The sequence below is a fragment of the Mycobacterium sp. ACS4331 genome (genome assembly GCF_001667265.1).
In the GTDB taxonomy this organism is placed as follows: Bacteria; Actinomycetota; Actinomycetes; order Mycobacteriales; family Mycobacteriaceae; genus Mycobacterium.
On the sequence record NZ_LZHW01000009.1, the window covers coordinates 1 to 11,674 of the forward strand.

General features: G+C 67.9%; 13 protein-coding genes. 7 read left to right on the forward strand and 6 right to left on the reverse strand.

The features are described 5' to 3' along the window. Window positions 1-1,080 (reverse strand): hypothetical protein (locus tag A5727_RS02005; RefSeq protein WP_197507560.1); only part of this gene is annotated, 1,080 nt, incomplete at its 3' end. A 181-nt stretch (window positions 1,081-1,261) separates the two neighbouring features. Between A5727_RS02005 and A5727_RS02010 the strand changes: the two genes are divergently transcribed. After that, on the forward strand, window positions 1,262-2,218 hold the full coding sequence (locus A5727_RS02010; protein ID WP_068243632.1) for an L-lactate dehydrogenase: 957 nt from the start codon (window positions 1,262-1,264) through the stop codon (window positions 2,216-2,218). 9 nt (window positions 2,219-2,227) lie between these two features. Here the strand turns inward: A5727_RS02010 and A5727_RS02015 are convergent, their stop codons facing one another. Beyond that, the gene (locus A5727_RS02015) at window positions 2,228-3,205 is read right to left on the reverse strand and encodes a sigma-70 family RNA polymerase sigma factor (protein WP_068243978.1); all 978 of its coding nucleotides are present in this window, start codon (window positions 3,203-3,205) and stop codon (window positions 2,228-2,230) included. A 50-nt stretch (window positions 3,206-3,255) separates the two neighbouring features. Between A5727_RS02015 and A5727_RS02020 the strand changes: the two genes are divergently transcribed. From A5727_RS02020 to A5727_RS02045, 6 genes are read left to right on the forward strand one after another with little or no spacing between them, the layout of a single operon-like run. Further along, window positions 3,256-4,104: an alpha/beta hydrolase gene (locus tag A5727_RS02020; RefSeq protein ID WP_068243635.1), complete on the forward strand. Its 849-nt coding sequence runs from the start codon at window positions 3,256-3,258 to the stop codon at window positions 4,102-4,104. Beyond that, window positions 4,101-5,129 carry an alpha/beta hydrolase family protein gene (locus A5727_RS02025; protein ID WP_068243638.1) on the forward strand — a complete coding sequence of 343 codons (1,029 nt, stop codon included), beginning with the start codon at window positions 4,101-4,103 and terminating at the stop codon, window positions 5,127-5,129. Before A5727_RS02020 ends, A5727_RS02025 begins: the two co-directional genes overlap by 4 nt. Window positions 5,130-5,183: 54 nt before the next feature. Further along, window positions 5,184-6,128 carry a quinone oxidoreductase family protein gene (locus tag A5727_RS02030; protein ID WP_068243980.1) on the forward strand — a complete coding sequence of 315 codons (945 nt, stop codon included), beginning with the start codon at window positions 5,184-5,186 and terminating at the stop codon, window positions 6,126-6,128. Continuing rightward, the gene (locus tag A5727_RS02035) at window positions 6,125-6,874 is read left to right on the forward strand and encodes a DUF2786 domain-containing protein (RefSeq protein ID WP_068243641.1); all 750 of its coding nucleotides are present in this window, start codon (window positions 6,125-6,127) and stop codon (window positions 6,872-6,874) included. The genes A5727_RS02030 and A5727_RS02035 overlap by 4 nt, the downstream gene beginning before the upstream one ends. Beyond that, a complete protein-coding gene (locus A5727_RS02040; RefSeq protein WP_068243645.1) occupies window positions 6,871-7,362 on the forward strand; it encodes a TIGR04338 family metallohydrolase in 492 nt (163 codons plus the stop codon). Before A5727_RS02035 ends, A5727_RS02040 begins: the two co-directional genes overlap by 4 nt. Before the next feature lie 14 nt (window positions 7,363-7,376). Continuing rightward, complete coding sequence (locus tag A5727_RS02045) at window positions 7,377-8,030, forward strand: O-methyltransferase (protein WP_068243647.1); 654 nt, start codon at window positions 7,377-7,379, stop codon at window positions 8,028-8,030. A 94-nt stretch (window positions 8,031-8,124) separates the two neighbouring features. Here the strand turns inward: A5727_RS02045 and A5727_RS02050 are convergent, their stop codons facing one another. The 4 genes from A5727_RS02050 to A5727_RS02065 all read right to left on the reverse strand — a co-directional run bounded on the left by A5727_RS02050 (window position 8,125) and on the right by A5727_RS02065 (window position 11,649). After that, window positions 8,125-8,871 (reverse strand): hypothetical protein, encoded by a 747-nt coding sequence (locus A5727_RS02050; RefSeq protein ID WP_068243653.1) that lies wholly within the window; start codon window positions 8,869-8,871, stop codon window positions 8,125-8,127. Window positions 8,872-8,904: 33 nt separating this feature from the next. After that, entirely contained in the window at window positions 8,905-10,131 is a 1,227-nt protein-coding gene (locus A5727_RS02055) for a DUF6777 domain-containing protein (RefSeq protein ID WP_068243656.1), read from the reverse strand. Window positions 10,132-10,151: 20 nt separating this feature from the next. Then, on the reverse strand, window positions 10,152-11,306 hold the full coding sequence (locus tag A5727_RS02060) for a WXG100 family type VII secretion target (RefSeq protein WP_068243658.1): 1,155 nt from the start codon (window positions 11,304-11,306) through the stop codon (window positions 10,152-10,154). 73 nt (window positions 11,307-11,379) lie between these two features. Next, complete coding sequence (locus tag A5727_RS02065; protein ID WP_068243661.1) at window positions 11,380-11,649, reverse strand: WXG100 family type VII secretion target; 270 nt, start codon at window positions 11,647-11,649, stop codon at window positions 11,380-11,382. Between the last annotated feature and the right edge of the window lie 25 nt (window positions 11,650-11,674).

An 11,674-nucleotide genomic window follows, 5' to 3' on the forward strand; every position in this document is an offset into this window, starting at 1 on the left:
CGACGGGGGCGGTGGTGGTATCGGCACCGCGGGCCCCGGCCCCGAAGGCGGCAGCGTCGGCGGCGCCGGCGGAGGGGGCGGAGGAGGAGGTGGCGGCGGTGACGACGGCGGCGGCGTCGTCGTCTCGTCCGGCGGTTCGGGCGGATCGGGGAAGTCCTCCGAATCGCCGGCGAGTTCGTCCTCGACGGTCGCCTGATTGCGGGCGTCGGCCGCGGAGTCCGGGAAGTCGTCGAAGGGATTGCCGTCGACGGTCGGCACGTATCGGGTGCAGAACCCGTCGGGCACCGTGGCCCCGGAGGACCGCAGGCCTTCGACCTGCTGGTCGATCCACTGCCTGGTCTCGTCGGTCGGCTTGGCACCGAACGTCATGATGTACTTCACGCCGAACTTGCCCGCCGCGGTGAACTGCTTCAGGAACTCCTGCTGCTGGCCCCAAGACATGCTCGGCCCGGGGTTGACCCCGATGCCCACCTGCCGCCCGCGCGGTACGCCGGGATCGATGTTGGACAGGGGAAACTGCGGTCCGCGGTTCCAGCCCGCGTCGGAGGGCAGATCCCAGTACTTGCCCAGGAATTCGGCGAAGGCATCGGCGGTGTCCTTGTTGGTGATCGCCTTGATGTAGGCCTTCTGCCAATCCGCCCACGTCATCGGCGTGCCGCCGGACTGCTGCTGCTTCTGGAGGTAGCGCTTCCACCGCGCCTTCATGCCCTCCGCGCTCCCGGGATCGGTGCGCACCACGTCGTCGTTGCTGGTGGGCAGGCGGCCGAGTTCGTCGGCAGTGGGCTCGGTGGCCTGGACCAGGCCGTCATTGAGCGGTTTGAGCGGGTAGGTCTGCAATTCCTCCGCCGGTGCGACCTCGCCGACGTCGTAGGACGGCAGCGTGAAGCCGGGGGTGCACTCGCCGTACGAGCTCGAGTCAGGTGCGTCCGCGTCCGCGTGGCCCAGGCCGGCACTGTGCAGCGCCAGGGTGACTGTCACTCCGGCCACCAGTGCGGCCCGCACCCAGCTGCTGCGGCGGCGCTGTCCTCCCGGCAGCCCTCCGGTCGAATGCCCTCCTGTCGAAAGCCCTGTTGCCGACACTCAACACCACCCTCACAGACGCTACGGTTTTCTTCGCGGTTGCGAAGCGATTTGATAATAACCGTAGCGATGCTGCGCTAGTGACGCAACTCTTCACTAGTTTGTGGGATGGACCGCTACGTTTTCTCGGTTTGGTTGCCGAAGCGCCGTGAGCGGGCCCGAAAGGGTCGATGATTGAGCGATGACCGCACACCGCAACGGCAAGGTGTCGATCGTCGGGATGGGCAGCGTCGGGACGGCGATCGCGTATGCGTGCCTGATCCGCGGGTCGGCGGCCTCGTTGGCCCTCTACGACATCTTCGCCAAGAAGGTCCGTGCCGAGGTGCTCGACCTCAACCACGGCAGCCAGTTCGTCCCGCACTGCCGCATCTCCGGCGGGGATGACCTGACGGTCACGGCGGACTCGCAGATCGTGATCGTCACTGCCGGTGCCAAACAGAAACCCGGCCAGACCAGACTCGACCTCGCGGCGACCAACGTCGCCATGGCGCAGGACCTGACGCCCAAGCTCCTCGAACTGTCACCGCACGCGGTGATCGTGTTCGTGACCAACCCCGTCGACGTCATCACCTACGCCGCCGCGCAGTCGGTCGACCTGCCTCACGGCCGCATCTTCGGCTCGGGAACGGTGTTGGACTCCAGCCGTTTTCGATACCTGATCGCCGAACTTGCCGACCTGGCCGTCGCCAATGTGCACGGGTTCATCGTCGGTGAGCACGGCGACTCCGAGATCTCGCTGTGGTCTTCGGTGTCCATCGGCGGCGTGCCGGCCGCACACTTCCGCAAAGACGGCGTGGCGATCTTCGACGAGGCGACCCAGATGGCGATCTCCTCGGACGTGGTCAACGCCGCCTACGAGGTGATCGAAGGAAAGGGCGCGACCAACCTCGCGATCGGGCTGTCCACTGCACGCATCATCGAAGCCATTCGCGGACATCAGCACCGCGTGCTCCCGGTCTCGACCCTGCAGACCGGGATCTACGGAATCGACGACGTGTGTCTGTCGCTGCCGACGGTGGTGACCGCCGAAGGTGCCGTGGAAGTGCTCGAAATCCCGTTGTCGGAGTCGGAGCACGACGGCCTGCACGCCAGCGCTCAGGCACTGCACGACGCGTGGGACTCGGTCCAGGCGGGTTGAGCCTGCGCGTCACAACGCGTCGGGCAGGCCGAACTTCTCGAACATCGACGTGTCCAGGAACGCCACCACGTGCGCAACCGCACCGTCGGTGACGTCGAGGACATGCAGTTGGAACGGCAGGTGCCGACCGGTCTGCGGGTCCAGCATGTACATGGCCGCCGCGGTCTGCCCGTTGGCGGTCAACGGCAGCAGGCGCATGTCCCCCGGCTTCTCGGCCGGGCAGTTGTGGTGTATCAGCGCGCCGATCGCCGCGCCGCCCTGGTACCAGCCGACGAAAGGGGGCATCTCCCAGATGGCCTCCTCAGTGAACAGCGCCACCAGTTCCTCGATGTCGTACCGCTCGAAGGCCGAGATGTAGCGGCTCAGCAGTTCCTGGGCCTCGGGGGACTCAGGGGCGGCCAGCGTGGTCTCCTCGCTGGGGCCGACAGCCTCCAGCTGTGCGCGGGCCCGCTGGAGCAGGCTGTTGACGGCGGCTGTGGAGGTGCCCACGGCCTCGGCCACCTCGGCGGCCTTCCACTGCAGAACGTCGCGCAGCAGCAGGACCGCCCGCTGCCGCGGTGAGAGATGCTGCAGCGCCGCGATGAACGCCAGGCGCACCGACTCCCGGGATCCGACGATGACCGACGGGTCCGCCGGGCTGGCACCACCGTCCGGCAGCGGTTCGAGCCAGGTGATCTCGGTGTTCTGCACGAGTTCGCCGACCGGGTCCGAACTCGGTGCACCCAGGCCCGTCGGCAGCGGGCGCCGCTGCCTGCCCTCCAGCGCGGTCAGGCACGTGTTGGTCGCGATCCGATGCAGCCACGTGCGCACCGACGACTTGCCCTCGAACCGCTCGTACGCCTTCCAGGCGCGCAGATAGGTCTCCTGGACCAGGTCCTCGGCGTCGTGCAGTGAGCCGGTCATGCGGTAGCAGTGAGCCAGCAGCTCCCTGTGGTACTGCTGCGCATCGGTGAGGAATGTGTCGGGGTCTTCTGCGAGCACGCTCACGGTCCCGAGCTTACGCAGACCCACCGACAACCGGTCGCTACGCTGACCGGGTGGCTGAGACAGAGACGACGCGCGACGAGCGCTCGTTCGACGGAGTCGGCGGCGTCCGGATCGTGTACGACACCTGGACCCCGAACATCGAACCCACGGGCGTCGTCGTCCTGGCCCACGGTTTCGGCGAGCACGCTCGCCGCTACGACCACGTTGCCGAGCGGTTCGGCCAGGCGGGTCTGGTGACCTATGCGCTGGACCACCGAGGCCACGGCCGCTCCGGCGGCAGGCGCGTCCACGTCAGGAACGTCTCGGAGTACACCGACGACTTCGCCACGCTGGTGGGCATCGCCGACCGCGAACATCCCGGGCTGACCAAGACCGTGCTCGGGCACAGCATGGGCGGCGCCGTCGTGTTCGCCTACGCCTCGGAGCACGGCGACGACTATGACCTGGTGGTGCTGTCCGGGCCGGCCATCGCCGCCCAAGACGAGGTCAAACCCTCGCTCGCGGTGATCGGGAAGGCGGTGGGCGCGGTGCTGCCCGGCGTCCCAGTTCAGCAGTTGGACGCCAACGCCGTCTCGCGCGACCGCGAGGTCGTGGCGGCCTACAACGCCGATCCCCTGGTCTGGCACGGCAAGGTGCCCGCGGGCGTCGCCCGCGCGCTGCTGACGGTCGGGCAGTCCATGCCCGCGCGTGCGCAGGCCATCACCAAGCCTCTGTTGGTGGTGCACGGCTCCGACGACCGGTTGATTCGGGCTCGGGGCAGCGAACGCCTGGTGGAATGTGTGGCCTCCGAGGACGTCCACCTCAAGATCTATCCCGGCCTGTTCCACGAGGTGTTCAACGAGCCGGAACAGGATCTGGTGCTCGACGACGTGGTGTCCTGGATCGAGGCTCGACTGTGAGAGTTCTTGCGGCCCTGCTTCTTTCGCTGGTCGTACTGATGGGGTGCTCGTCGCCGAAAACTGACGAGGCGTGGGTCGAGGACGAGGTGACCTTCGAGGCCGACGGCCTGACGATCCACGGCACCTACCGGCACCAGCGCGATGCCGCGCCCGGCCCGGCCGCGCTGCTGATCTCTGAGAGCGGCCAGACCGACCGCAACGGCGACAACGCCGTCGTCGGCCCCGTCGGCAACATGCGCCAACTCGCCGAGCACCTGTCCGGCCTCGGGGTCGCGACGCTGCGCTACGACAAGATCGGCACCGGACGCACCGGGCTGGGACCGTATGCCAAGAAACCCGCCGAGGTCGGCAGTGCGGTGTACACCGCGGGTGCCCGGGCCGCACTGCGATTCCTGGCCGACCAGCCCGGAACCGACACGGCGCATCTCTCCGCGTACGGACTCGGTGAGGGCGCCACGCACGCGATGGCGCTGGCCGTCGACACCGCATCCGACGCGCCGAAACTGCGTTCGCTGGGCCTGCTGCAACCACTGCCGGGCCGCTACCTCGACCTCATCACGGGGCGGGTGACCGCCGACGTCGCGGCGGCGGTCAAACAGGGGACGAAGACTCAGCAGCAGGCCGACGAGGTGGTGGCCGCGTGGACGGCCGCCGTCGCGCAGGTTCGCACCGACGGCACGCTGCCGCCCGGTCAACTGCCCGACGGACTCGGCGCGATCCTCAACCCGGGCAACGTGAAGGTCGTGCGCGAGACCGACGCCGTCGACCCATTGGGGGTGGCCGCCAAGATCCCGGCGGGCACCCCGGTGCTGCTGACGTGTTCGGACTCCGACGCGCAGGCCAGCTGTGAGGGTCTGCGCCCACTGGCAGCGGCGCTCGCGCACACCGACCTGACGGTCGTGGAACTCAAGGGCGTCAACCATGTCCTGCGTGACGACCCCACCGACAATCTGGCCGACTACGCCAAACCGGGGCCGCTGTCGGGGCAGCTGACGACCGCTCTGGACGGGTTCGTCCGCGAATGAGCGGGTCCGCTGCGGCCGCCCCGAATGTCGGACCACGCCGCTAAGCTCGAGGTCATGCCCAAAGTCGTTGTCGCCGAGAGCTACGGCGGTCCGGAAGTGCTTGCCCTCCATGATGTCCCGCTCCCGAAGGTCGGCAACGGCCAGGTCGTGGTCGACGTGCACGCCGCCGGGGCCAACCCGATCGACTACAAGCTCTACAGCGGACAGATGGGAAACGACCCCGCCGCGCTGCCCATGCCCGTGGGGATGGAGGCCGCGGGAATCATCGCTTCTGCGCCGCCGTACGCCGAGGGGTACACCGGGCCGTTGAAGGTGGGTGACGAGGTGATCGTCACCGGCGTCCGTGGCGCGTACGCCGAGCGGCTGGTCGCCGACGCCGAGCAGATCGGGCACAAGCCCGCGACGCTGACGGCGGAGGAGGCCTCGGGTCTGCTGCTCGCGGGCGGCACCGCGTGGCACCTGTTGACCAGAACCGACGTGCGGGCCGGGGACATCGTGCTGGTGCACGGCGCCAGCGGCGGCGTCGGACTGATGGCGGTGCAGCTGGCCGCCGCGCGGGGCGCCCGCGTGATCGGGACGGCCAGCCCTGCGCGCCACGATCAGCTTCGGCACTACGGCGCGGAACCCGTCGAGTACGGCCCCGGTCTGGCCGACCGCGTGCGCGATCTGCTGGGTCCGGGGGAGCGGGTAACCGTCGCGCTGGACCTCGTGGGCACCGATGAGGCGCTCGACACCTCGGTGGAGCTGGTGGCCGACCGGGACCGGATCGCCACCATCGCCGGCTTCGGACGCGCTCCTGAACTCGGCATCGCGGCGCTCAGCGGGGCCGACGGCGGACAGGAGATCAGGGACGCGTCGCGCCCTGAGTTGATCAAGCTGGCCGCCGCGGGTCAGTTGCGGGTGGTGGTGGACAAGGTGTTCGGCCTTGCCGAGGCCGCCGACGCCCACCGGTACCTGCAGACCGGTCACGCACGCGGGAAGGTCGTGCTGGTCCCGTGAGCGATGACAAGATGCTCGCGCGCATCGCCGCGCTGTTGAGGCAGGCCGAGGGGACCGACAACGCCCACGAGGCCGAGGCGTTCATGACGGCCGCGCAGCGCCTGGCGACCGCGACGTCGATCGACTTGGCGGTGGCCCGCTCGCACACCGCCAAGCGGGAGGCCGCTCAGACGCCGACCCAGCGCACCATCACGATCGGCGAGGCGGGAAGCAAAGGCCTGCGGACCTACGTCCAACTGTTCGCGGTGATCGCCGCGGCCAACGACGTGCGCTGCGATGTCGCCTCGAACTCGGCGTTCGTGTACGCCTACGGATTCGCCGAGGATCTCGACACCACGCACGCGCTGTACGCCAGCCTGGTGGTGCAGATGGTCAAGGCCTGCGACGCCTACCTGTCCACCGGCGCGCATCGGCCCACCCCGACGATCACCGCGCGGCTCAACTTCCAACTGGCCTTCGGTGCGCGCATCGGTCAGCGCCTGGCGGCCGCGAGGGAGGAGGCGCGAAAGGAGGCTCAGGCGACCGAGAGTCCGTCGGCCGGGACTGCGATCGCGTTGCGCAACAAGGAACTCGAGCTTGTCGACCACTATCGGAAGACGTCCAAGGCCCGCGGCACGTGGTACGCCTCGCGGGCCAGCGCGGGGTATTCGTCGGCGGCCCGGCGGGCCGGGGACCGCGCCGGCAAGCACGCCAGGCTCGGTGCCAGCCCGGAGCTGCCCGGTGCGCGGACCCCGCTGCAGCGGTGACCCGCCGGGACAGTCAGCGCTCCAAGGTCTACGCCGCCGAGGGGTTTGTCCGCACGATGTTCGACCGTGCCGCACAACATCATTCGCGGGCCATCGACTTCTTCGGTGCCTCGCTGACGCTGCCGCCCGAGGCCCGGTTCGCCTCCCTCGATGCCGTCCAGCGTTACGTCGACGAGGTGCTGACCATGCCGGCGGTGACGCAGCGCTGGCAGGCCGGTCCGCTGGCGGTGCGGGCCCGGCGCGGGGCGAGCGCGGCGCACTACGAGGTCCATGACGGCGGGGCCGTGATCGCGGTGCCCGAGCAGTCCACCCGGTGGGCGCTGCGCGAGCTCGTGCTGCTGCATGAGATCGCACATCACCTGTGCCAGGCGGAACCCGCGCATGGCCCGGAGTTCTGCGCGACGCTGTGCGAACTCGTCGAAGTGGTGATGGGTCCCGAGGTCGGCCACGTGCTGCGCGTCGTCTACGCCAAGGAGGGGGTGCGCTGACTACGGTTGGTCAGGTGAGTGATCCCACACCGTTCGACGTCGACGACCTGCTGAACCGCATCGTGCTGCGGGAGGACCCCGCGCTCGAGGCCACGCTGGCCGCCAGCACCGCGGCCGCCCTGCCGCCCATCGAGGTCACACCCCAGTCCGCGCACCTGCTGGGCCTGCTGGTGCAGATCGCCGGGGCGCGGCGCGTGCTGGAGATCGGCACGCTGGGCGGATACAGCACGATCAGCCTGGCCCGCGCCGTGGGCCCCGAGGGCAGCGTGGTCACGCTGGAATACGAACCACGGCACGCGGAGGTGGCGGCCGCCAACCTCGCCAGGGCGGGGGTCGCCGACCGCGTGGAGATCGTCGTCGGTGCGGCCCTGGACACCCTGCCCACCCTGACCGGGACCTTCGACTTCGTGTTCATCGACGCCGACAAGGAGAACAACTCGGCCTATGTGCAGTGGGCGATCGACCTGGGCCGCCCGGGCACGGTGATCGTCGTCGACAACATCGTCCGCAACGGGCGCATCCTTTCGCCTGCGGTCGACGACACCCAGGCCACCGCGGTGCGGCAGATGCTCGAGATGATGGGCCGGCACCCGGACCTGGACACCGCGGCGATCCAGACCGTCGGCGGAAAGGGTTGGGACGGCTTCGCGTTGGCCCTGGTGAAGTAGCGTCTGCGTGCTCGCCGAGAGATGACTTGTTTCGCCGGAATCCGCCCCGTCGATGGATGGAGTGCGATGACTCCACCCTGGGTGGAGGTCAACGCTAGCCGCGCCAGATGGAGGGTGGCGGTGGCGACGACTGGGCCGCCTGAGGTTGAGGTGGCACGGGTGTTGGAGCGGGAACCGTAGGCCTGCTCCAGGCTGGTGGTGCTTCGACGACTGAGGGCGCCGGTGCGAATGCCTGGCTGACTGCTGGCGCCGGTGACGGTGTGTGGACGACAGGGGGCGTTTGACGGACGGGCGTCGCGGCGTCCCGATCCAGCACAAGCTGCTGAATCAACCTGCCGGCCTGGAGCATGGCGTCGAACTCCAGGCCGTCGACATCGACTCGGATCTCGCCGCTGCCGGAATGCCCCACCGTGAGCGCCAAACCGCGGGCCAACCACGCCAGAAGCGCGGCGAATGCCAGGAGTACGAGCGCGATCAGGAACCCGATGATCCCGAATGGCCCGCCCAGCGATGCCGTCGACATCAGAACGAACAGCGCACCGAGGGCCGAGAAGAGGGCCATGCGGACCCGCCGCCGTGACAGCAGTCGACCGGTGGTCACCTCGCAGACCTGCTGGATGGGGATGCTGGATTCGGCGTACCCGACTTTGATGATGAAGAACATGTACTGGGGGTAGCGGGCGACCACGCGATCGTGGGTGATGACCAGGCCGGTCTTGATATGCCGCAGCAGTGGCGACGCGGTGAAGTCCGCGCCCATCAGGCGGGTCTCCCCGGGCAGCAGGTGGATGTTCTCGTGTTCCCGTGCGCCGGTGTACCCGCCCCGCGGATCAGTGCTCATCGAATTCCCCTTCTGTGGATGATTGTTGGTGCATCAGGGCTCTTCTGCCCGCAGTTCACCGCGCGGCCCATGACAGTTCACGACATGCGCCATCTGCTCGGCCTCGGCCGCGCCCAGGATCCCGCAGTCCCAGTCGTCCACTGTGGCGTACTTCTGCTGGATCTGATGGAACCGTGTGATCACATTCAGGGCGTCCGGGCAGCTGATCGCGTCGACGTTGTAGTTGATCAGCACCAGGTTCGGCATGGACGGTATGGCGCCGCAGTTACGGATGGGTTCATGGGGTTCGGTCGGTGGAGCCGCAAATGGCGGCGGTGGCTCGGGTGTCGGATCACCCAAAGGCGTTGGCATCGTCGAAGTCTCCGGTAGCGGCACAACTCCGTCCGTGCCGGGCGCACGGTTCGGCGGCACATTCATAACCGCGGGGTCCGGCAGCGGCATTGTCGTGCCGCCCAACTCGATGGACGGCGCGACGCTGCGCACCACGGGCTCACCGGTGACGACGTCGATGAGCGTGAATTCCGTTGCCGAGCGGCTGGAATCGACCGAGGAGTACTGCACCACCACCACGTTCTGCGGCGTGAAGTCGGCCCATTTCTCGCCGTCGAACCGGTAGTCTCCGAGATTGGCGTACGCGGGCGGGGTGAGCGGGTCGCCGGTGGCGCAGTGAGTTCGCGGGACCCCGAGCGGATCGATCAACACGGCGTTGCCAGCCTGCAGCACAGCCTGTTTCGCGGCGGTACCGTCTGCGGAGAGGGTGTGGACGGTGACCCACGTGTCGGCGGTCAGGATCGTCGGGGTCAGGGTGTTGAGATAGTACGGAACCTGTGCCGGGGTGAGTCCGAGCGTCAGGGCCCACGCCCGTCCGGTCGCGGGATCCATATCGAGGTGGTTGGCGAGCGTCACCACGTCGCATCCAGCGGTCGTACCGGTGGTCCCGTAGAGTCCGGGTTGGAGCCCGGAGACGGGGCGTGCGCCGCGATCGGTCCGGACCGGAATCTGCTCCAGCAGAGCGGCGGTCCGCTGCCGCGCCTGGTCCGAGATCGACACGGGCATCACGAGCACCGACTGAGTGAAGGCCTGTTCCGACGGTGCGTTCGCGGCCACGAGTAGCGCGTCGTCGAGGTGTGACCGGCGAGACGATGCCGACAGCACCACGGCGATGAGGACGACGACCACAACCGCGGTCAACACCAGTCCCGCGGCGGCCAGGATGGCTGTCGCCCGGGTGTTGTTAGGGCTGGGTGGATTTGGGTCCACCCAGCGGGGGTATGGGTCGGTCACCAGGTGTCGCCGCCCCCACCGCCGCCGCTGGACTTCGCTGGAGCCTTGTCACCTTCCCACGTGTAGGTGACGCTGCCCTGGAACTTGTCCATGGTGTCCCTCTGGGCCGAGAACTTGGGATCACTGGATTTGTCGAAATCCGCACCGACGTCGGTATAGACCGAGACGTCTCCGTGGTTTCCGGTCAGGCCGGCCTCCACAACGGACATCGGGTTACTCAAGTCCACCTGTTGGGAGCCGCCGTCGCTTTCATAGAGGTTCTTCGATTCGCCCGCAAGCGGACTGAGCAGCGGTGTGCGATCGCCGGGACCGTTGATCACGTCGGCCCGCAACAGTGCGAAGCTGATCGGGTCGCGCCGTGCGGCGGCCATGGCCTCGGCCGGCAGGTTGGGCGTGTTATCGCCGTGAGCCCGCAGATGGACTGTGGCGACCCCCTCGCGGTCGGCGTGCACGAGCGGAGATCCGTAGGTCACCAGGGACGTCGCGTTGTAACGACCGGACGCCACAAGGTTCTGAGCCTCCATACCGCCTTGGCTGTATCCGACGAACATCATCTCAGGCTGCTTGGATCTGTCTGACGGGTCGTAGCCGGCTTCACGCAGTGCGCGATCGATCTTCTTGACCGTCTCATCGTCGACGTTCCCCGCAGCGAGGGACAGATTACGACCAGCGTTGCGCTTGCTGTCCTCGAAGTCTGTTCCCGCGAGATAGACGATGAGCCGCTTCTGGCCGTCTGGTCCCACGACTTCCTGGATCATGACACCGTCGTAGGAGTCGTCCATTGTGCGCAGGGTCTTGTACAACTCGGAAGCGCCGTTCGGGGCAGCGCCGTTCTTCGCGTTCGTTCCGGTGCCGTCGAGAACGCCGGTCATGGCACCCCCATCAGCACGACTTGCCGCCTCCTGCTGATCCGCGTTGCGCCGCAGGGCATCCGCTCCATTCTGGAGAGCCTTGATCGCGGCGTTCAACGACGTGAGCGACTGGGCCTTCCACTCAGCTCGGAACTGATCTGCGTCCCTGCCGCGCCAGATCGACTGATTCGACGCGATGGTGTTGAGTCCCTTGACGGCACTCTGCAGTTTCTCGACGGCCTGGGTGAACTGCTTCGACGTCGCGCGAAGTTGTTCGACGTCAGCGCCAACAGCGGTCATGACCCCTCCAGTGGAAATGAGCACAGGTGCACGCGCCCCGCAGTGCGAGAGGCGCGTGCACCTGATGCGGTGATCAGTACTTGCTGCTGGTCTGCTGCTGTTCGGCGGCGTTGCGCTTGGCGGTCTGCGACGCGTTCTTCAGCGCCTCGACGACCTTCTTGAGCTGCGGCAGGTGTTGGCTCTGCCAGTCGGACTTGAAGCGCTCTGCGTCCTGGCCCTTCCACTCGACGGAGTTCACCGCCGAGGACAACTGCGAGATGACGTTCTCGATGTCTCCCGCCTTCGAATTGAGCTGCGTCGCAAGCCGCTGAACCTGCTCGACGTCCTGCCCGATGAATGCCATTTCTGCTCCCTACTGTGATCGTTGT